Raw genomic sequence first — 20,983 nt, 5'->3', positions numbered from 1 at the left:
GTCCTCAGCAGCGCGTCAAGTCGAAGGCCGGGTAGCCGACCACTGGCAGCTTTGCGACCCAGTGGCGGATGGCACTGTCAAAGGCGTTCGTGTTCCCTTTCGCTTCCAATTGATCCCTCCTCCACTGCTGCACTTCCTGGCAAATTAGCTCCGGGCCTTGCGTTGCGATCAAAGCGGCCAACAAGACTGGAAGGAACTGCGACAAGTCCTGACTTGCCCTGATTCCGGAGTAGTAGTCCAGGTATTGCTGCTTCACGCCGAGGCCAAAGGTCGGGACGAATCCAAAGGTGCTGTCGTCAGCACGCAGTGCATACACGTAGGGGAAGTACAGCGGACCGACGAGCTCGCCCGGGAACTGGTCCCGGCGGGCTACCAGCGCGGTGAGGACACCTCGCGCATCTGCCTTCATCGGCGCCGGGTCGTCAAAGGCGTCGAGCGTGGCGCTTTCCGGCCCGGCGCTCCCGATGCGGAAGACGCGGTGGGTGTAATGGCGGCCGCCCAGGTGCCCGCATAAAGCCACATATTGATCCGTGACCAAGGCAGCGGCTGGCACTTTCCCGCAGCCGGGCTCCAATAGCGACTGCTCCTTGTATATCGGCGCTCCGCTACCTGCTCGCGTAATCTCGATCACCGACTGGGGCATGAGATCCGCGGCCTTGGTGCTGCGCTCCTGAGATTGCGTTTTGAACTGAATCCGGTAGCCGCCAAGTTGAGCGCTTGTGCCGGCAGTCCCCGACAAGGGGGCGCCCGCGGCAAGCGCTATCAGCGCGGCAATTCGCCGCTTTCCGTTCTTTGGACTGGACATCTCGTCATCTCCTGCATGGTGAGGCTCTGCTTGCAGAGCGAGGTTTGAGAAATGGCTGCTTCAAATGGCTCCGATGGGCCTCGAGCCATCGCCCTGTTTCAGCGCATGGTCAGCGTGTCTTCCCAATGGCGGACCAGCGGCTGAATGAAGAACTGGATCAATCGACGGCGTCCCGTCGTGATGTCGGCCTGTACCGTCATGCCTGGCTTGACACGAATCCGCGGATCGATCCCGCCCTGTTGAAGCTCCGTCGTGATGCGTACTCGGTAATAGGCCGACGGGGTGGCGCCGCTGCCCATGACGCTCCCCACGGCGTTCTCGGAGTCCGGACTAATCTGATCCACGACGCCCGACAGCGCGCCGTATTGCATGAACGGATAAGCGTCCAACTTGATCTTCACCACCTGGCCCGCCTGCACGAAACCCACGTCGGCGCTGGACAGGTTCGCATCGATCACGAGCGGCATGCCTTCCGGGACAATGGTGGCGAGCGTCTGCGCGGCAGTCACCACACCGCCTGCGGTGGTGACACCCACCGACTGGATCTGCCCATCAATCGGTGATCGCAGTTCCTTCAATCCCTGAATGCGTTCGATCTTCCTGGCCTCGGCCCGCAGCAGCGTCAACTCATTGCGCTTGCCATTGAGCTCTTCGACCAACAGACTCTGGTGCTCGTCCTTGACGAGCCGCAGCCGCTTCTGCGCCACCTGCAGTTCGCCCTCAGCGGCTGCGGCCTTGCTTCGCTGCATCGCAAGGTCGTTCTCCTTGTCGAGCAGCGATTGCCGCGTCGATTCGTAGTTGAATCGGGAGACGACCTTGCCCACATGCGGCCTGAGCATCTGTTCCTGCTCGCGGGTATAGGCCGCGATCTCCTCGAGATTGCCGACCATCGCCCGGGCCGAAGCCAAGCTGTTGCGAGCGCTGTCAACGTTGACCTCAGCCTGGGCGATCCGGCTCCCAAAGCTCGACACGCGTGCCATGCGCAGTTGCTCCTGCAGGGCAACCGCCTCAGGATGCTGGTCACCTTCCGGATAGACGGGATCGCGGCCAGCGATCTCCGCCTCGATACGGGCGAATTCGAGCGTCGCGAGGGCGAGCCGGGCACCGACGGAGCGCTGTTCCGACTCGCTGATCGTCGGGTCGAACTCAAACAGCAGGTCCCCCTTCCGCACCGACTGGCCTTCCGTGCCATGGATGGCAACGATGACGCCCGCCTCCGCCGCCTGAACGACCTTCAATCGGCCTTCTGGCATGACCTTGCCGGATGCTGTCGACACGATGTCGACTTCGCTCAGCCACAGCCAGACCAACAGCATCAGCGACACGGCCAGGATGCTCGTGAGTAGCACCCTGTGCGATTGCGGCAACTGCAGGCCTTCGACTTGCTCTACATCCACTCCATCGACGTCCGCGGGTGCGACGGCCCAATCGCCCTTGGCTTGCATCAGATCCACGCCAGCTTGAGTTTCACGGTGCTCAGGCGACGGCGGCGAGCACGGTCTCTTCTACTTGACCGTAGAGCGCGCGATAGGAGCCCCCACGCTCCATCAGTTCCGCATGCGTGCCGCTCTCCGAAAGATGTCCCCCTGCCAGGACATGAACCATGTCGACGTGTCGTATCGACCGCAGACGGTGGGTGATATGGATCAGGGTTCGCCCCTTCAACAGGCGTGAGAGGTTGTCGTGGATCTGGAGTTCCGTGGCGTAGTCAATGGCGCTTGTGGCCTCGTCGAGGATCAGGACGTCCGGCTCGTGCAGAAGCGCCCTGGCCAGGGCGATGCGCTGGCGCTGCCCTCCGGACAGCTGAACACCAGCACTGCCGACAAGCGTTTGATAGCCCTCCTTCAGTTCAGCGATGAACACGTCGGCCACCGCGGCGCGTGCGACCTCGGCGATGCGCTCAAGACTCGCCCAAGGGGAATGAATCGCAATGTTCTGGGCGATCGTTCCATTGAAGAGCTCAGTGTCCTGAGGCACCAGCGCCACGCGACGTCGCAACGCGGACAAATCGATGTTGCGAATGTCGACGTCGCCGTAACGGATCCGGCCCTGCTCCGCGATGTGCAACCGCAGGAGCAGCTTGACGAGGGTGCTCTTGCCGGAGCCGCTCCGGCCCACCAACGCCACGGTCTGGCCGAACGGAATGTGCACCGACAGGTTCCGAAGTACCGGCGTTTGGCTGCCGGGGTAAGCGAAACGGAGGTCGGCAATCTCGATGCTGCCCGGCCGAGGAGCAAGGATCAACGCGCGATCACCCGACGTCTCCTCGCCGGGGGCGTTCATGATGTCCCCCAGGCGCGACATCGAGTGCTGGACCTGGCACAGGTCCTGCCATAGCTGCGACATCCGCATCATCGGATGCAGGACACGAGCGGATAGCATCTGGAAGGCAATCATCTGCCCGACGCTGATCCGGTTCTGCAGTGCCAGATCGGCCCCGACCCAGAGGATGCCCAGCGTCGACGCACGTTGAATGAATGTGCTGGCCGCGGCGGATGCGCCTTGCGCGTTCGCCGAGCGCAAGGTCGCCAGTACGTTGAGGGCGAATGCCGATTCCCAACGCCGCTGCATGACGGGCTCAGCCGCCAGGGCCTTGATGGTGCCGATCCCAGCAAGGTTCTCGACCAAGGCGCTCTGGCACTCGGTGGCCGCCCTGGAATGCTCCGACATGCGGCGGGTCAGTCCAGGCTTCATCAGGAAGGACACCGCCATCATTGCCAACGCGGTGACAACCGTGATGCCGGTGAGGGTCGGGCTGTAGCAAAGCATCAGCGGCAGGAATACCACCAGAAATGTGACGTCCACGAGGCTGGTCGCCGACGGGCCGGTGATGAACTGGCGAACGGTGTCGAGTTCCTTGAACAGCCCGAGCACGTGCCCGCTGCTGCGGCTCTGGAAATAGTGCATGGGCAAACGCAGCAGCTTCTGCTTGATGCGAACGCCCAGCTCCAGATCCACCTTGCTCGCGACGTGGGCCTGGAGCTGGGTTCGCAGCAGCATGAGCACGAATTCGAAGACCGTGAGGATGCCCATGCCCACTCCCAGCACGTACAAGGCGGAGATGTTGTGGTGGACCAGAACCTTGTCGATGACGACCTGGCTGAACAGAGGCATCGCCGTCGCGAATATCTGCATGACGAGCGAGGCGACGAGTATCTGAACCAGCAACCCTCGCATCTGGTTCGCCCGACGGGTCAACCACGACAATCCAAAAACCCGATGGATTTCGGGCATGTCGCGCCGCTCCTTCAGCGCCAATATGCGCCCAGTAAAAGCGTCTGAAAAACCATCGATCTGAAAGCGATGAACGGCCCCTGACACGCTATCAACGGCGACAAACTCAAACTCACTGCGCGCGACCAGTGCCGTCCAAGTGCCTCCGAGACGCTCTGCCATCACCGGGAGGTGCAATTTCTTCCACTCAACTCCCGTCAGTTTGAATGACTGGATTTTCAGATGATGATAGGGCGCGAGGACACGCACCATTTCAGAAGGCGCAAGGCTCGTATCAAAGCTCTTCGCTCGAGCGAGGTCTGAAACCGCAATCCGCAGACGGAATTTTTGAGCGAGATAACAAAAGCAGGAGAGCGCCGAATATTGCGCGTCCGTCAGATCCATTTTCGCCATGACCAGAATTTGAATCACGAGTCGGACGAAATCTACGCAATGACATTAGAAATTTCTCTTCGGACTGATACTTAGCTTACTCAAGTCAGTCAAACGCCAAAAATGGGTGGCAACGCCCCCTTCAGGAACTGGGGGCACCTGACGTGTCCATGTTTTTTCCGCCCCTCGCACGTCCATTCGTCATGCCCTCGCAAACCCTCCCGGGTTTGCCAAGGGTCGACGAATATGCTCCCGGCACTCTCATCCCAGGGTGCCCCAATGCCGACCAAGACGCTCACGAAGCCGACCTCGCTCACCAGCCTCTTCACCGTCACGCCCGCCCGCGCGGGCGTGATTGCTTTCGGGCTCGCGCTGCAGGCCGCGGCGTTCGCCGCCGATGCCCCCGCCGCAGCGCCAGCGCCCGCCGCCGCGGCCTCCGCCCCCAAGTGGAACGTCAACCAGCCCCGCGGCGAGCAGCGCATCGCCAAGCTCGACGTCCGCTCCGGCACCTGGATGTCCGTGGACGTCAGCCCCGATGGCAAGCGCATCGTCTTCGACCTGCTCGGCGACCTGTACGTGATGCCGATGGACGGTGGCGAGGCCACCGCCCTCACCCACTCGGTCGCCTGGGAGATGCAACCCCGCTTCTCCCCCGACGGCCAGCAGATCGCCTTCGTCTCCGACGCCGGCGGCGGCGACAACATCTGGGTCATGAACGCCGACGGCAGCAACGCCCGCGCGATCTCCACCGAAGACTTCCGCCTGCTCAACAACCCCGTCTGGCACCCCAGCGGCAAATACATCGCCGCCCGCAAGCACTTCACCGGCACCCGCTCGCTGGGCAGCGGCGAGATCTGGCTCTATCACGTCGACGGCGGCAAGGGCCAGCAGCTCAACGAGAAGCCGAACTGGCAGAAGGACCTCGGCGAGCCCGCGCTCTCGCCCGATGGCAAGTTCCTCTACTACTCGCAGGACAGCACGCCCGGCCGCCAGTTCGAATACAACAAGGACAGCACCGGCGAGATCTTCCGGATCTGTCGCCAGGACCTGACCGACGGCACCAGCGAGCCCTTCGTCACCGGCCCCGGCGGCGCCATCCGGCCCACGCCCTCGCCCGACGGCAAGTACCTCGCCTTCATCCGCCGCCTGCGCGACGCCTCGGGCAGCCGCACCACGCTGTTCCTCAAGGACCTGAAGACGGGCCGCGAGTTCCCCGCCTGGACCGGCATGGAGCGCGACCTGCAGGAGTCCTGGTCCGTGCACGGCGTCTACCCCGGCATCGCCTGGACACCCGATGCCCGCCAGCTCGTCGCCTGGGCGCAGGGCAAGCTCTGGCGCATCGATCCGTTCAAGGGCTCGGCCGCCGAGATCCCTTTCCACGTGAAGGACGAACGCCAGTTCACGCCCGCGGTGCGCTTCTCGCATGAGGTCGCGCCGGCCAGCTTCGAATCGAAGATGCTGCGCTGGGTGAAGGTCTCGCCCGACGGCAGGCGGGTGGTGTTCTCGTCCGCGGGCTACCTCTACACGAGCGAGCTGCGCGACGGCCAGCCGGTCGGCGAAGCGAAGCGCCTGACCTCGCAGACCGAGCGCTTCGAATACTTCCCGGCCTTCTCGCGCGACGGCCGCCAGCTGGTCTACCTCGGGTGGAGCGACGCCGACCAGGGCCGCGTGCGCGTGCTCGACCTGGCCAGCGGCCGCGACACCGTCGTCACGCCGGAGCCCGGCAAGTACCTGGCGCCGGCCTTTTCGCCCGACGGCCGCAGCATCGCGTACCAGAAGGCCAAGGGCGGCTACCTGACCTCGCCCTGGAACAGCCTGGAGCCCGGCATCTACGTCGCACCGGCCGATGGCAAGGGCCAGGCGCGCCGCGTCACCAAGGACGGCGAGGCGCCGCAGTTCGGCGCCGACAACGACACGCTCTACGTCACCCGCAAGCAGACCACCGGCGAGGTCGATGCCAATCGCCAGCTGATCCGCCTGAACCTCGTCGAACGCAGCGAGATCGCGGTCGCCAAGAGCGAATTCGCGACGCGCTTCACCGTGTCGCCGGACGGCCAGTGGCTGGGCTTCACCGAACGCTTCCACACCTACGTCACGCCGCTCGCGCCGGCCGGCAAGCTGCAGACCGTCGGCCCCAAGGCCGAGGCGATGCCGGTCAGCAAGCTCGACGTCAATGCCGGCGACGACCTGCAGTGGTCCGGCGACGGCAAGGCCCGGCCCTACGCGCTGCACTACGCGCTCGGCAACGAGCTGTTCACCGTGCCGCTGGCGCAGGCGCTGGAGCCGGGCTTCAAGCCGGCCGAGCGCGGCGCGACTATCCAGCTGACGCTGAGCGCCGACAAGCCCAAGGGCCGCATCGCCATCGTCGGCGCGCGCATCGTCACGATGAACGCGGCCAGGCCCGATGAAGTCATCGAGGACGGCGTCATCCTGGTCGACGGCGACCGCATCGCGGCGATCGGGCCGCGCGCCTCGGTGACGATCCCGGCGGGGACGGAGACGATCCAGGCCGCCGGCAAGACGGTGATCCCCGGCCTGATCGACGCCCACTGGCACGGCACGATGGCCGAGAGCGAAATCATCCCGCAGCAGAGCTGGATCAACTACGCCTCGCTGGCCTTCGGCCTGACCACGCTGCACGACCCGTCCAACCGCACCAGCGACATCTACACCCAGTCCGAGATGCAGCGCACCGGCCGCGTGGTCGGGCCGCGGATCTTCTCGACCGGCACGGTGCTGTACGGCGCGAAAGGCGACTTCTCCGCCGTGATCAACAGCCTGGACGACGCCCTCACCCATCTGAAGCGGCTCAAGTCCGCCGGCGCGATCAGCGTCAAGAGCTACAACCAGCCGCGCCGCGACCAGCGCCAGCAGGTGCTCGAGGCCGCGCGCGAGACGCAGATGATGGTCGTGCCGGAAGGCGGATCGCTGTTCCAGATGAACATGAACATGGTCATCGACGGCCACACCGGCATCGAGCATGCGCTGCCGGTGGCCAAGGTCTACGACGACGTGAAGCAGCTGTGGCCGCAGACGCAGGTCGGCTACACGCCGACGCTCAACGTCGCCTACGGCGGCCTGGACGGCGAGCACTACTGGTACGCGCGCACCGACGTGTGGCGCCATCCGCTGCTGAGCAAGTTCGTACCCAAGGCCGTGCTCGAGCCGCGCAGCGTGCGCCGCGAAACGGCGCCGGAGGAGGACTTCAACGTCATCCAGGTCGCGAAGACCGCGACCGAGCTGCAGCGCGCCGGCGTGCCGGTGAACATCGGCGCGCACGGCCAGCGCGAAGGCCTGGGCGCGCACTGGGAGATGTGGATGATGGGCCTGGGCGGCATGTCCGCGCTCGAGGCGATCCGCACCGCGACGCTCAATCCGGCGCGCTATCTGGGGCTGGACAAGGACATCGGCTCACTCGAGCCGGGCAAACTCGCGGACCTGGTGATCCTCGACGGGGATGTGCTCAAGGACATCCGGCAGAGCGACCGGATCTCGCAGGTCATGCAAGGCGGCAAGGTCTTCGACATCCCGTCGATGAACGAGGTCTGGCCCGTGAAGAAGGCGCGCAAGCCGTTCTTCTTCGATGGCGCCAATGCGAGCGTGCCCGTCGATGCCGAGGCGGCGGGCGTGGAGCACGGGCACGGGCACGAGGATTGACCTCGCTCGCCTCTGGCCCTCTTGTTCCCTCTCCCCTTGGGGAGAGGGTGAGGGGGCTCGGTGCAAACCGACATCGGCGTACTTCGACGCCCCCCTCACCCCTGCCCTCTCCCCCGTTGGGGGAGAGGGAGTTCTTGCCGCTGGTGGACGGGGACAGGACTCCTCCCTTGGGGAGAGAGAGTTCTTGCCGCGAGAGGGCGTGGGTCAGGCCTTGCCGGTCGAGCCGAAACCGCCCTCGCCGCGCGAGGAGGCGTCGAAGTCATCGACCACGCGGAAGGTCGGCTGCACCACCGGCACGATCACCATCTGCGCGATGCGCTCCATCGGCTGGATGGTGAAGCTGTCCTTGCCACGGTTCCACACGCTGACCATCAACTGGCCCTGGTAGTCGGAGTCGATCAGGCCCGTGCCAAGACGAAATTGAGACGTCTCATTTCTCTGGTCCTCTCTCTATATATGTAGAGGGGGTGCCGGGCGACGGACACCCTTCCGCGTTGAGACAACCTAGACCCGGCGCCCCGGCAGCGCAAGGCTGGCGCGCTCCCCAGCAGTGTGCCCTCGCCCGCGCAACCAATGGTCCTTCCGGCCCCATGCCCCGATCACCCCCGCCAGCACGCGCTCCCGTTCAGGTGCGGTAGCCGCCCCTCCTGTGCAGCCTCCGTAGCATTTGTGCGACATAAATCCCACCAGCGCAAGCACCTGGCCGAGCCCGGTGGCGCCCATCGACCGAGCCCACGCTCGGCGACGCGCCAAAGAAAGCCCCTCCATGGTCTCCCGAAATCAGCTCCAACTTGAGTCCGGCCCCAGGCAAAAGAGCCACCTAGAGTGGATCAGGCATCTCCGAAGCGTCCCGACCAAGGCGCGCCCATCGGCAGCGAGCAGCTACTGCTTCACCGCCTTCTTGGCCGCTTCCAAAACCTTGATTCGCTCCGCCTTCGACAGCTTCCCGACCGTCAGCAGAAGCTCCGCAATGGTGTTGTCGGTCTCATAGAAGTAAGAAACCGGGACGTCCAGCACCTTAGCGACCCGCTCCATCAACTCGAGAGTCGGAGCGCGCGCTCCAACCTCGTAGCGGTTCATCCTAGTGCTTGCGGACTCGGCCTCAAGCCCTGCCTCGAGGCCAAGCGCCTCCTGAGACAGCCCAGAGTTAACTCTGGCCTGCTTAAGCCTCTTCCCGATGACCGACATGCACGCTCCGCGAAACGGCGGATCGTGTCCAAAACGCACAGTTCACACACTACCGCTTTGGTAGTATTTGGATTGTTCCCTATACACCGCCTGATTCCCACGGCATGCTGCGCGCGACGAGTACAGGTTGAACCGCGAGGCCTTCTACTTCAAGTTCGTGCGAAGACGCGATCCGGACGTCAAGACCAACGTACTCCTGCCGCTAGACCACTTCGAGGAAATCCTCGCCGACGAGTCTTTTAGGACTGCCGCCGGCAACGTCCGCGTGAGCTACGAAGGCTTGGACGGTCGCTACATGCGCCAGACAGCGTTTATTGACCTGCTTCAGGCCGGCTATATCGGGACCGATGCATCTACCACGGAGCACCTGCGCAAGCTGATTGACAGCGTCCTCCTGGGTGACGACTCGCTGGTAGTTGCCGTTCAGCGGGAGACCCGCACCGAGGAAAGGGACGAGGATCGGCGTCGCAAGTTGCGTGACTGGGGAGTGGACGACAAGTCGATCTAGCCCGCCTGCCTCTCATGGCCCGTGCAGATGGTAGCTGGACACAGAATGGCTGCCGCCATCTCTTTTCGGGAGCCTATCTGTGGGCCGGACGGCCTGCTGGTGCGGATTGGCTGGCCCTCGCGTCTCATGCAGGATGGTCGCGGTCAGTCGACTTGAGGAGCACGTCGGATGAAGAAGGACTTGGCGGCTGGAGCTTGAGACGGTGCCCACCAGGGCCGCGAATCCGGCTACTTTTGACACGCGACCAGGGCGCCTCTGGGGTGCGAGAACAGGATGCAGTCGCCGGTCAAGTGCAGCCACGCCGTGGCAGACGGCCCGATTGAGAGCTTCACACCAACTGGGACTATGAATACCCGCTCACTCTGGCACGAGGACGTAGACGGGCATGTAGCTGCTGCCACCTCCGATGAAACCCATGTCAGGGACGATTCGGTGTGCATGCCGGACATCCCGAATCGCACACACGGCATCGCGCCAGGTCAGCACAGGCGCCACTTCCACGGCATCCCCCACATCCTCCAGCTCCCAGGGCTCCAGGCGGAAGCCGTCGAGTGGCTCTGGCCTTAGGTCTGGCCTCGAAAGAGAGACCTTGAAGACTGCATCCTGATGCGGCAGGCCGGCAAGCGGAAACCAGTAAGTTTGAAAGTCCCGACCAAGTTCGAAGAGGTCGCTGACGGCGGGGAACGCAGCCACGCTGGGTATTCGGTGCTTGCCTGCCCGGTCCGCAAACTCGAACAGCTCCCGGTTAATTTTCCCAAGCATGTGGTGACCGTCGAGAACCTTGGGCCGCCGAGCAAACACGACAAGCACCCGAAACCGTCGACCCGAGTGCCGTTCCTGAGCGACGCTATTGCCCTCGCGTGTAGCCCAGAAGTACATCGGCACAGCGGCGCCGAACCTCTGCCTCAGATAGGCGAGAAGGGGTGGCAGGATGGCGTATTCCGCCGTTCGCTCAGTGAAAAAGCTCGACATGAGATTCGGGCGGCGTCGGCCGCGCTCTTGCGCACAGGCTCCAGCTAGATAGGAATTGTCCGGAATGTCGCCCCGCTTGCAGGGCGTGTTATTGCTGGTCCGCCGCCACGTCCGGTTCTGTTATCTTTGGTTGCATAAGCCGCGCTTCTTGGTAGTTTGACGCGGCGCCAACAGGGCCAGGGAGGCTCGCCGTGCCAAGAGATTCGCTACAGCTTCGCGACGATCTGGTCGCCTGCCTGCCGAGCCTTGTGATCGACCGACCACTTGCCGAGTCGGGGCAGCGCGTCGTGTATTTGGCGCACTTCGTCGACGCGAGCATTCCGCCAGACGTCCTGCCTCCTGATGGCGACGATCCGGACGAGCGACCATTCCTTCACGGCTGGGAGGCGTGGGGCGACATCGTCGTGAAGGTCGTGTCCGGAGCGGACAACACCACCCTCGCCAGACTTCAAGCTGAGACCACCATCCTCGAGGACGTCAGGCCAGCCAGTTTCCCGAAGCTGCTGTTCTGCAACCTGTTCACTGAAAACCCACTTACCGACGAGCGCCTAGCCGAGCGGTTGTACGTCTCCGTCGAAGAATTCGTCGACTCAACGCCGCTCTGCGACATGGCGGACAGGTACAAGGGTGACGAGAAAAGCATCGCTGCGCTTGCGCTGGGAGTTTCCAACGCGCTGCTCCCACTATGGGTCCACCATCGCAAGTTCGTGCATCGCGACATCAAGCCTGCGAACCTGCTGATCCGCCCCTCAGGCGACGTCGTGGTTATCGACCTCGGGATCGTGCGGGAGACCGGCGCGCCCGGGGTCACGCATGACGGTCCCGGTCCTGGTCCATTTACTCCAGGGTACGGCGCGCCCGAGCAGATGGCCAACGAGAAGGAGGCGGTGACATTCAAAACGGACTTCTTCTCCATCGGCGTGGTCATGTACCGACTGATGGCAGGCGTCGAGCCTTTCGCGTCCAAGCCAGGGATGCAGATGCACGAAATCATGATTGCTGTAGCCAGCCATGAGCCTCCGCCTTTGGCGCTGGTCGCGGGCGCATCACAGGCGTTTTCGGACTTCGTGGCCAAAGCAATGATGAAGGTGCCGTGGCAGCGGCAGCGCACTCCAGCGCTGTTCATCGAAGAACTGCAGGCATTGCTGGCGAACTAGAACAGGGAGCACACATGGCGCTGGGACTACTTCATCAAGTCGGGCACAACAGCAACTGGAACGTCGAATCGTTCCAGACGGACGGGTGCGGCGATGGTCTGATCCTGAGTCCTTTGCACCAGGCGAAGGCCACGGTAGAGCGGCTGCCTCTCGCGACGCGCGCAGCCTCGATCTTTGACCCCCAGTTCTATTTGCCCAGCTCGCGCAAGCCGAAACTGCTTACGTACCCGTTCTTTCCCGAACAGGTCGACGGCGGGTTTCAAACGGCTACCTTCGTAGCGCACGCCTCGGAAGTTGCCGAAGCATGCATCAGCTTCCAGATCGAGCAGGGCTTTCGAAAGGTCGTAGTGCCTACCAGGTACATCAACCAGATGTACCCCTCGTACTTTGACCAGCAGCGGATGTTCACCATCGACGCTTTCATGGAGCACGCCGGAAACCGGCCTCTGTGCCTGTCTGTTGCCCTTACGGCGCCCATGATTCAGGATATGGACTGGCGTAGACGCGTCCTAAATTGGATTACCTCGTTTCCGAATGTCGACGAGGTGTACGTGATGTATGAACACGAGCGTGGCACCAAGCAGATACAGGACGCACAGTTCCTGACCGACTGCATGGCCTTCTGCTCCGACGTGATGAATACGGGGCTGGGACTGGTTTTGGGCTACACAAACACCGAGGGTCTTCTCTATTCCGCGGCCGGCGACCTCACCATCACCATGGGCGCCTTCGAGAACACGCGCATCTTCTCGGTAGACAAGTTCTTGGAGTCGGAAGGAGAGCGCCGGGGACCCAAGGCGCGTATTTACCTTGCCGGGCTGCTCAACTGGGTGCAATTCGAAGATGCAAAGCGAATCCGCGACCGTGCGCCGCGCGTCTGGCAACAGGTCTATCGGGCGACCCCTTGGGCGGATGAGGCATTGGCCCGCCTGGTGGAACCGACGTTCAACCAGCCGCCGCTCTACAAGCACTACTTCCGAAACATGCAGGATCACGTTGAGGAGCTTCGACCTCTGTCGCTAGCTGAGCGTCGGGCATTGCTCATTCGCAAGGTCGATGCGGCGTTGGCGTCTTACCGGGAAATCGACCGCATGGGTGTGACGCTCGAGAAGCATGGCCAAGCTGGCCACCTGCAAGAGTGGCGCCGGGCCCTAGCCGGCGCCTGAAGCGATCTTCCGCGTAAGGACGCGAGACGACAGCACAGCCTGTGCTTGCCAACGCTTGGCTGGACTCATAGGGCCCTCCGAGCCCGCTGCCTGGTGAATGAACAGGCCTCGTCCGCGCTCAATGGACGCGAGCCCGACGCCAGCGACTCGGAAGCGGTCCAGCTGAGCGATGGCTGGCCTGGCGAATGAGTGGTCAAGAACGACCCAAGACTCATCAGCAAACTGCAGATTTCGGTAAGCCTGAACCAGTACGCGCTGCCAGTCGCTTAGCTTGGCCTCAACCGCTATCAGTCGCTCAAACGGAGGCGTGCGAAATCCCGAGATGGACAACGCGCCTCGGGACTGCTCAGCGACCCCTGCGGCCAACAACTGCGCTATCACCCGCTGCGCGGCACCTTCGGACGTGCCCAGAAAGGCTGCAAGCTCAGCACGGCTCTTGATGGCATCCCCCACGCCTTGGCTCAGAAGAACGGCAAGGCGGGGTGACACCAAAGCGGCTGCCCGCAATGCATCGGTGCTCCGGGGCGCACGCTTGGTCAGGACAACATCGGCGACGCCGACGCCGGCGTCGACCTCCAGTTCGACGCGGTAGTCACGGCGCCTGGCACGCACGGCGCAGGCGATGATGGCCTTTACGAGGGCCGCTTCTGATTCAAATCCAAGGCTTCTCACGTCCAGTGCTCATTCAGTTCTCATGGGCGACCACCTCGTGGCGTCGATGGTCTGGTCGAGGATCAACCCGCAGGAAGGAAACGGCGCATTTTCGGCCAGGGCGGGAGCCGCGGTCGGGGGGTGCAGGTCACGTCACCACACAACCATGTCCCCTCAATTCCTGACTGCGCTCCGCAAGCTTGTCGAGACACTCGACAAACATCAGACCGGCTCGCGCTACCTACTTGGCTTGGCCGCCCTGGCCTCCACGACAGCCCTGCTCCTTGCGTGGCTGGGCGCCCGAAGCCTGTAGCCCTCCCCCGCAGATTGAGCCCGGCAAGCGCCTTCTGTTCTGGGGCGGGGCAACTCTCTAAGCACTCTCACCTCGGCTCCGACCGCACTGCGCCAAGGTAGTGTTCTGCGCGCAGCGCAGCCACGGCGGGCCTTCGCGGGCGGACTGGGGCGCAATTCGAGTCGCTAAATGGACAGGGCTTCAAAGGAGTCGCGCTGGCTCAGCGGTGTAGAGCAGATGCGGCAAAAGGCATTTGCATGGCGTGTAGTATCCGGCGCCGTCTACTGCTCACCGATCATTCGAGCCGTCGCTTCGCCCCTTGACCCAAGGTCCAACGCAACCTGGCCCAGCGCCGCCGCCGAACACTTAAAACGAAAATCAACTGCCCCATCCAGGGATTACCGCGTCCGCGAACAGGCGAATCGCATTTGCATCGAGACGATGGGGCGCGACCTGCCACCACGCTGCGAGTAGCCACGGCCTCGCGATCAGCGCCGCTGGGACCATACCTGTACCGTCCCCATCAAGCGCATCGCGCTTGAGGTCTGCCCAAGCATAGGTGTTGGGGTACATCCGCGTGGTTTCCACTCCGCGTCGAACCTTGAATCTGCAGTAGTCGCTGCGAGACACCAGTTGCACGCCTCGATGCCCAATCCTCGTGAAGTCGGCCCAAAGTCTTCTGCACGCCTGCTTCAGGCCCGTACGCACGAGCAAATGCAGAGAAGGCACAGCCATGTAGGCGTTGCCCTGGAAGGTCTCCTGCAAACCCAGGCGATGCTTCGGCAGCCTCATCCTCAGACCAAGTGCGGCTTCGCCCAGGTAATACGGTGAGGCAAGCGGTGCCGGCGCGTCGTCCTGATTCGCCTCGATGAAGTACCCGGCAAACGCCCTGATTTCATCATCAGGCCTTGTGGTAGCGTCCGCGGTCCGAAGCCACACGCACCACGGCAGTAGTGCGCCTGCCGCGCCCTCACCCCAAACGTCGATGAGTCGCGGGGTCTTCAGCCAGGTGTCGAGAGCTGCGCTCGACGATGCCGCCAATACCGCGTGCTGCCGCTGCGCCAAGGCCAAGCAGGCCATGAGGCCCATCAGCGTCGTGACGCGCCAACCCAATATGTCCCGGTCGGCCAGGGGATCGCCCTCGACAAGGCTTGTCCGCCCCTGCAGCTCTTCCCACAGCGCGGCCAACGAGTCGAGCAGCGCAGCTTCAGCCAGGTCGAAGCTACTCGCAATAGGCGCCAGTTCACCGGCCAGATGCTTCTCGGCCGCACCGACCAAGGAGACACAACACTGCGCCCATGCGAGGGCTACGGAAGCGTGGTTCTGGGCCTCTGCGAACCCGGCGACAGCGATGCCTGTGACCCAAGCCGCACTGCTTGCAGTTCGGATGGCCTCGGGACGCCCAAAGGGCTCTACGTCATCGCCGAGCCCAAGAACTGACGTCAGCAATTCGTCGAATCGCTCGACTGGGAACATGCCCCGTGGGTTGAGCATGTAGAGCTCAAGCAAGGACCTGCTGTCTTCCAGCTCCTTCGGCCAAAGCCTCTCGCCGTGCTGCTTGCACATGTCAAGAAGGTGCCCGCGGCTCCACAGCTCGGCCTTGGATGGATAGGGGGACTGGTTCATGTCACGAACCGCCACCTGAACCTCCTCTTCGAATTGCCCGTTGCTCACCAGATAGGAGCGATGGGCACCCGAAGGAAAGCCTGGGTATGCCGGAGCTTGGCCCATCAGCTGCACGAGCTGCGGCTGGATGTCGGTACGGAACTCTGCGACCTTTAGGCGCCCTCCAGGGTGCCCCTTCAACTGGAAAGCACACCCAACGCCATCAGGCGCTACCGCGAGGATGTCCTTACCAAACTCGAGGAGACAATGCCTCGTGCTGTGCAGCACGCGGTAGCCCTCGGCCACCAGCATCTGCACAAACACTGGCTGATAGCTTCGCTCGCTCGCCTTATCCAACCAGTTTTCTAGCAGCTTCTCGATCACGCCAATTCGCCCTCTTCTCCGCAACCAGTTGCTCGAGGCGCGACCTCCAGACCGGATCGTTCTCCAGCTGCTGCATCGCACCGTCCCACGCTGCTCGCATGCTCTCGTCGAGCTGGACCGACGGCATTCTGGGACTGCCGTCAGAATTGAAGTCGAGCTCCATTCGCTCCAGCATGCGAAGGATGGCTTCAGCGTCAAAAGGTCGCCCACGGTTATCGACAGATTGACCGGCACGCTCCAAGCTTTCATTCAGTGACGTGAACAGCTTTTGAGCCATCTGCCTAGCCATTTGGTCCGCTAGGTCATTCAGTATTCGCATCCGCTCCTCGTAGGACAGGGATTGAGCCTGGTCCCCGATGGCAATCTCTGCGGACGCTTGTTGCATCCCGCTGTCCTCGACATCTCCATTTGCACGCATGACCCTCATGGTGGTGCCCTCATGGATGACATGCCGCGGAGCTTCGCTGAGCATTCCGAGCTGCGCATGACTGCGCCGGCTGACGTACGCCAGGTAAATGTCTCGGAGCTCGGTCTTGATCGCGGGCAGATCGGGCAGCATCAGCGTCGAGTGTAGTTAGCGAAGAGCGCTCCGAACGCGCGCTCGAATCGCGTACATCCGCGTCCTCGACGCGGACAAGAAGGGTCCCAGCCAACCTGGACCAGCGGCGCCGGCTGAGCCTCTACCATGCACGCTCTTCGGCGCTGCGGGGCCAGGGAGCGCCGGGCATCAGCCAGGCGTCCTATTCGTATCTCGCGCCCGACGGTGCGAACCTGCGCACGCCCTGCCTGACCTCGACGTCGCGCGATGTCGTCCGCACTTCGACTCCCCGCACCTCGTGAACTCGAATCTCCTCCATCTCGATCCGCAGCGTCGGCGGCCAATCAGGTTTCGGCTGGTCAAGGAGTCGATCCAGCAGCTCGCTGGCGCCCTCGGGAGGCGGAGGGGGAGGCAGTTCGAGCACGGGGCTCAGCCAGTGGCCCGGGCCGTCATCCTCGTATTCCCAGACCTGCACGCTTGCCTTGAATTGCACATCAGCGGACTCCACGCGGGCAGCCCGCGGAAATAGGACTACGTTGAGGCCGCTGTCCAAGGTCTTCACTTAACCGGATCGACCATGCCGCGGCCCGCGATTGCGGAAGCCGGTCGACTTCACCACCGATGCAGGCTCAAGGTGACCGGGTCAGGGTTGGCCGGTTTAGGCCGAGAGCTGCGAGGCCACCTACAAGCGCTCGACCGGACCTAGCGGCGGAATGACGCCGGGTCCAGGGCGTAGCGCCAGGCGATGGAGCGCTGAAGCGCGGAGCGCACCGCGGCTGGGTCGGGCTCCAAACTGCCGTTCAGTTCGTCACTTGCCAGGGTGCAGCGCGCCACCTTGGCGGCTGCACACACATGGACGATGAACTCGTCCGTCGTGGACGCCCTGGCGTCCACCCTGGCCTGCACCTGTGACGTGCCGCCGTCACCCATGTTGACGTCGACGCGGTTGCCCTGCTTGTCCCCGAAGTAGCGCCACCCCTCCAGCATGAGGTGGCTCGGGCCCATCAACTCGGCGAGTTGGACGACCAACAACTCGGTCGTCACCGCGGAGAGGTCGCGCCCGTCATCAGCGTGCTCGAAATCCAAATCGAACTGCCAGACTGCCATACCGCACTCCAATCAGGGTGGACGTAACCGCGAAACGCTCAGACCTTGAACTCCTGTCGATCGCGCCCTTGCGCTTCATAGTCGGCCAACCACTTCGCAGCGCGGCCGCGCCCGGACCAGGTGTTAGCCGGATTCGCGGGGTCACGGTACAGCACGGGGGCCTCCGAGCTGGCATGGCGCCCGCGCTTACCTGGTGCCCCTAGATAGGGTGCGAGTGCCTCAACACCCTCCGCAACAGAGAACCCAGCTGCCTCGAGCTTCTTGGCGAAACCATCGACGAGAACTTTCAGCTCCTCCCCGCGCTTCTCGTCAATTTGACGGTCAAGTTGCTTGCGCAGAGCAACAAGCTCGGTATATGAGAGGCGGGAGACATCGACTTGGGTCATTCGCATACTGAGAGGGTTAGGTCCGCTGCATCGTAGCCGCGACGGACGAGCACCCGCCTGCTTGCCAACACTGAGCTGGTTGAGCGCGCGAAACAGGACGCTGGCCGCACGAAGACTCCGCGGGCGAGCTGCAGGCGCTGCGCTGCCCGAGGGTCAGGCCCTACCGTGACTGCTTGGCAAGCCTTGTGGTGAGGGTTTCGAGTTCCTTGCTGTGCATCAGGTCGATGCACTTCATGGTATTGAACTCCGACTGGACGGCCCCACCGTAGACGCGCTTCGAGTAGGTGTCGGCGAGGTCGCGCAGGAGTTCATACGCCTCGAGGGGCTGCTTCCCGAACTCCATGTATGCGCTGGCGGCCGCATTCGCATCCTCTTTGGCCTCCGGGGTCTTGGCCACCTTGGCCAAGCACACGCTGACGGCCCAGTTCTTGAGCAACGTCTTCTGGGAGTAGCTGGCGGTCGCGGCGGCCATGGGTTTCCCAGTCGGGGCCTGGGCCGGCTGCGCGCATACGGCAGATGAGAGGATCGTGACGCCGAGCAGGAGAGCTTTCATCGCAGGGTCCAGATGGAGGCCGTCTCCGGAACGAAGGGGCCGTTATCAGGGTCATGCATCAGGTGGCAAACGTCGGAGCACTTGGTGCCGTCCCAGAGGGTAACGTGACCACGGGCATCGCCCCAGCCGCTTCCCTTTACAACGATAATGCCCTTCATCCCCTTGAAGTCGGATTCCTTTGGAGCTCTGGCTGTCTTGTCGGGCCGCCCGAACGTCTTCTCCATGTAGGTCATCATGTCCGCTACGCGGTACAGGTATTGCTGCCCATCGCCGCCGCTGACCATGGCGTACAGGCGGCTCTTCTGGATTGGAAAGCCGGTCTTGTTGAGCACGTAGCTCATACGGATCGGGCAGGCATTGCGGAAGCCGCCTTCAGGTAGCTCGATGTTCTTCTGAACGTTGCCACCAATCTTCTTGCCCACTTCGAGCACCGGGACGCGGACTGCCATGAAGGCAGCCCAGGCGCTGTTGAATGATGGTCGTGTCACGTAAAAGCTCCCCAGTTGTCCTGCAGATGCCCGGAGTCGCTTCGTACTTCGGCCACATCCTAGGAATTGTGGGAAGGCAACGCCGACCTGAAAACAATCGAAGGTCACGCCTTGACGTAACCGTGTGCGGATCCCGCTCAACTTGACCACCTGTGCCGGTTCAAGTTGACCGGGTCAGGGCTGGCCGGTTTAGGCTGGCTGCTGCCGTTCGATTCCAGCTGACGTATGTCGGCGGCGGCACCAAGCTGACCTTCAACTCCGGGCGGGTTGGTCGACTGCTTGACTCAGGAATCGGCTCTTCGTCCTCGTTCCTGATGACGAGCCGACTGGCAACGTCGGGGACCGCGAGCTTGGTGACTGCTTCATGAGGCGTCGGGAGGTCGTGCCCGACCCGGTGCGGTCGTTCACTATCGCGAGGTTGCCCGCTGAAAGCTGTCGGTCGCCGGTTTGTGGGGCGTGTGCTCTTGATCCTCTGACATCGGCCGGCACGAACATGAACGAGTTGCATAGTCCCGATCAGCAAGTTTCCTGGTATGTGCGGCTGGGCCACTCGTATGCGAAAGTTAAGATGGCCAGATGCGCCTCTTGCACCTGTCCGATATCCACTTTCGAACCCCCGACTGCGAGAACCCGGCCACTGACGTACACCAACCCTACCGGACCCTTTTGGCGCAGGACGTCGTGGAACTGTGCCGCGAGGGAGGCTCCGTAGACGCCATCCTCGTAGGCGGCGACATCGCCTTTAAGGGGAGCCCTGCGGAATACAGGGTCGCCCGCGCGTGGCTGTTAGAGCTGGCTCGGCAGTGCGGCTGCCCCCCAGAGGGCATCTACGTCGTGCCCGGGAACCACGACGTCGACCGAGTCGTGTGCGCCAGCTCGATGGCCATTTCGAACGCTCAGGATGCCATTGCCGCGGCGCACCCAGACGCTCGCGAGTCGGTGATGAAGCGGCAGTTGGCAGATGCCGATGTGGGGCAGTCGCTCTTCCGGCCGCTGGCCGCGTACAACGAGTTCGCTGCGGGCTTCGACTGTAGTGTCTACCCCGGTTCACCGTTCTGGACCGACGAAGTTGACCTCGGTGGAGGCGTCCGGCTCCGTCTTTTCGGACTCACCTCGACACTCATTTCTGGCTTGGGTGAGCGGGATGATGCCCCCGGTCGCCTCTACCTGGGACGTCTCCAGACGGTGCTGAACCCCGAGCAGGACGTAGTCAACTTGGTGCTCTGCCACCACCCGCCTTCGTGGTTCGCCGATCGAGACGATACCGATGACAATGTCAACGAACGCGCCAAGCTGCAGTTCTTCGGCCATGAGCATCGGCAGCGATGCACGCCAACGCCGACCTACATGCGATTCCAGGCCGGAGCGGTGAACCCGGACATGAACGAGCGGGAATGGAAGCCCGGCTACAACCTGCTCAACGTCACGGTGCGGGGCGAAGGCATGGGGCGGACCCTAGACGTGCGCGCGTACGTGCGCCATTTTCAGAAGTCGCCGGACATGTTCGTGGCGCTGCGGCAGGACCGCTTTCAGGAGGTCTGGACCCACAGCATGGCGCTGCCTCACATGGCCCCATTGAGGGCGCCGGCTGCCGAGGTCAAGCCACCAGTTGCGCAGTTCCATGCGACCCAGGTGGCCGAGGCCGCGCATGAGGCTGCAGCGGTAGCGCCATTGGAGCCCAAATCGGAGGGGAAAATGCAGGGCCCGTCCATGCGAAATCTCATCTACCGGTTCTGGGACCTATCCATCGGCGAGCGCCGGGAAATCACGTTGAAGCTCGGCCTTATTGCGGAAGCCGATCTGCAGGTTCCGGAGCCTGAGCGCTACAAGAAGGCGTTCAAAGAGGCCGCGGCGCGCGGCCTCCTGGCTGAGTTGGCTACCGAAATCGAACGCGTCGAAAACACTCACTAAGAAGGCAGG

18 protein-coding genes and 1 pseudogene are annotated in these 20,983 nt (G+C 63.1%); 5 read left to right on the top strand and 14 right to left on the bottom strand.

The annotated features are described in order from the left end of the window. Window positions 1–4: 4 nt before the first annotated feature. From ACTJKJ_RS20530 to ACTJKJ_RS20520, 3 genes are all read right to left on the bottom strand, one after another. Window positions 5–805 carry a hypothetical protein gene (locus ACTJKJ_RS20530; protein ID WP_440821656.1) on the bottom strand — a complete coding sequence of 267 codons (801 nt, stop codon included), beginning with the start codon at window positions 803–805 and terminating at the stop codon, window positions 5–7. A gap of 98 nt (window positions 806–903) precedes the next feature. Then, window positions 904–2,250, bottom strand: coding sequence for an HlyD family type I secretion periplasmic adaptor subunit (locus ACTJKJ_RS20525; protein ID WP_297389655.1), 1,347 nt, complete (start codon window positions 2,248–2,250; stop codon window positions 904–906). A gap of 31 nt (window positions 2,251–2,281) precedes the next feature. After that, complete coding sequence (locus ACTJKJ_RS20520) at window positions 2,282–4,450, bottom strand: peptidase domain-containing ABC transporter (protein ID WP_440821654.1); 2,169 nt, start codon at window positions 4,448–4,450, stop codon at window positions 2,282–2,284. Between the two features lie 240 nt (window positions 4,451–4,690). Here ACTJKJ_RS20520 and ACTJKJ_RS20515 point away from each other — a divergent pair, with 240 nt between their 5' ends. Beyond that, on the top strand, window positions 4,691–8,068 hold the full coding sequence (locus ACTJKJ_RS20515; RefSeq protein WP_440821652.1) for an amidohydrolase family protein: 3,378 nt from the start codon (window positions 4,691–4,693) through the stop codon (window positions 8,066–8,068). A gap of 204 nt (window positions 8,069–8,272) precedes the next feature. On the opposite strand, the pseudogene ACTJKJ_RS20510 reads toward ACTJKJ_RS20515, so the two are convergent. Continuing rightward, window positions 8,273–8,473: pseudogene (locus tag ACTJKJ_RS20510) on the bottom strand (dUTP diphosphatase); the annotation flags it as partial. Window positions 8,474–8,950: 477 nt separating this feature from the next. Then, on the bottom strand, window positions 8,951–9,256 hold the full coding sequence (locus ACTJKJ_RS20505; RefSeq protein WP_440821650.1) for a helix-turn-helix domain-containing protein: 306 nt from the start codon (window positions 9,254–9,256) through the stop codon (window positions 8,951–8,953). Between the two features lie 127 nt (window positions 9,257–9,383). Between ACTJKJ_RS20505 and ACTJKJ_RS20500 the strand changes: the two genes are divergently transcribed. Then, a complete protein-coding gene (locus tag ACTJKJ_RS20500) occupies window positions 9,384–9,764 on the top strand; it encodes a hypothetical protein (RefSeq protein WP_440821648.1) in 381 nt (126 codons plus the stop codon). A gap of 357 nt (window positions 9,765–10,121) precedes the next feature. On the opposite strand, the gene ACTJKJ_RS20495 is transcribed toward ACTJKJ_RS20500, so the two are convergent. Continuing rightward, window positions 10,122–10,736, bottom strand: coding sequence for a hypothetical protein (locus ACTJKJ_RS20495; RefSeq protein ID WP_440821647.1), 615 nt, complete (start codon window positions 10,734–10,736; stop codon window positions 10,122–10,124). 191 nt (window positions 10,737–10,927) lie between these two features. Here ACTJKJ_RS20495 and ACTJKJ_RS20490 point away from each other — a divergent pair, with 191 nt between their 5' ends. Together ACTJKJ_RS20490 and ACTJKJ_RS20485 are read left to right on the top strand one after the other, a co-directional pair. Then, window positions 10,928–11,893: a serine/threonine protein kinase gene (locus ACTJKJ_RS20490; protein WP_440821645.1), complete on the top strand. Its 966-nt coding sequence runs from the start codon at window positions 10,928–10,930 to the stop codon at window positions 11,891–11,893. A gap of 14 nt (window positions 11,894–11,907) precedes the next feature. Continuing rightward, window positions 11,908–13,059, top strand: coding sequence for a hypothetical protein (locus tag ACTJKJ_RS20485; protein WP_440821643.1), 1,152 nt, complete (start codon window positions 11,908–11,910; stop codon window positions 13,057–13,059). Here the strand turns inward: ACTJKJ_RS20485 and ACTJKJ_RS20480 are convergent. The 8 genes from ACTJKJ_RS20480 to ACTJKJ_RS20445 all read right to left on the bottom strand — a co-directional run bounded on the left by ACTJKJ_RS20480 (window position 13,045) and on the right by ACTJKJ_RS20445 (window position 19,024). Further along, window positions 13,045–13,731: a hypothetical protein gene (locus ACTJKJ_RS20480; RefSeq protein WP_440821641.1), complete on the bottom strand. Its 687-nt coding sequence runs from the start codon at window positions 13,729–13,731 to the stop codon at window positions 13,045–13,047. The two genes, ACTJKJ_RS20485 and ACTJKJ_RS20480, sit on opposite strands and share 15 nt — an antisense overlap. Window positions 13,732–14,380: 649 nt before the next feature. Continuing rightward, window positions 14,381–15,991, bottom strand: coding sequence for a hypothetical protein (locus ACTJKJ_RS20475; protein WP_440821639.1), 1,611 nt, complete (start codon window positions 15,989–15,991; stop codon window positions 14,381–14,383). Next, window positions 15,957–16,550 (bottom strand): hypothetical protein, encoded by a 594-nt coding sequence (locus tag ACTJKJ_RS20470; RefSeq protein WP_440821638.1) that lies wholly within the window; start codon window positions 16,548–16,550, stop codon window positions 15,957–15,959. Before ACTJKJ_RS20470 ends, ACTJKJ_RS20475 begins: the two co-directional genes overlap by 35 nt. A 181-nt stretch (window positions 16,551–16,731) precedes the next feature. Continuing rightward, window positions 16,732–17,091, bottom strand: a complete 360-nt coding sequence (locus ACTJKJ_RS20465) for a hypothetical protein (protein WP_440821636.1) — start codon at window positions 17,089–17,091, stop codon at window positions 16,732–16,734. Between the two features lie 140 nt (window positions 17,092–17,231). Next, window positions 17,232–17,636 carry a hypothetical protein gene (locus tag ACTJKJ_RS20460; protein WP_440821634.1) on the bottom strand — a complete coding sequence of 135 codons (405 nt, stop codon included), beginning with the start codon at window positions 17,634–17,636 and terminating at the stop codon, window positions 17,232–17,234. 38 nt (window positions 17,637–17,674) lie between these two features. Beyond that, on the bottom strand, window positions 17,675–18,022 hold the full coding sequence (locus tag ACTJKJ_RS20455; RefSeq protein ID WP_440821632.1) for an H-NS histone family protein: 348 nt from the start codon (window positions 18,020–18,022) through the stop codon (window positions 17,675–17,677). A 160-nt stretch (window positions 18,023–18,182) separates the two neighbouring features. Beyond that, window positions 18,183–18,575, bottom strand: a complete 393-nt coding sequence (locus tag ACTJKJ_RS20450; protein ID WP_440821630.1) for a T6SS amidase immunity protein Tai4 family protein — start codon at window positions 18,573–18,575, stop codon at window positions 18,183–18,185. Further along, window positions 18,572–19,024, bottom strand: coding sequence for a type VI secretion system amidase effector protein Tae4 (locus ACTJKJ_RS20445; protein WP_440821628.1), 453 nt, complete (start codon window positions 19,022–19,024; stop codon window positions 18,572–18,574). The genes ACTJKJ_RS20450 and ACTJKJ_RS20445 overlap by 4 nt, the downstream gene beginning before the upstream one ends. 615 nt (window positions 19,025–19,639) lie before the next feature. On the opposite strand from ACTJKJ_RS20445, the gene ACTJKJ_RS20440 reads away from it, so the two are divergent. Beyond that, on the top strand, window positions 19,640–20,974 hold the full coding sequence (locus ACTJKJ_RS20440) for a metallophosphoesterase (RefSeq protein WP_440821626.1): 1,335 nt from the start codon (window positions 19,640–19,642) through the stop codon (window positions 20,972–20,974). Window positions 20,975–20,983: the final 9 nt, after the last annotated feature.

The organism is Roseateles sp. 22389, from assembly GCF_052044995.1.
GTDB lineage: Bacteria > Pseudomonadota > Gammaproteobacteria > Burkholderiales > Burkholderiaceae_C > Roseateles.
The sequence above is the reverse complement of the archived record's forward strand: the minus strand, read 5'-3'. Positions and strand labels throughout refer to the sequence as shown.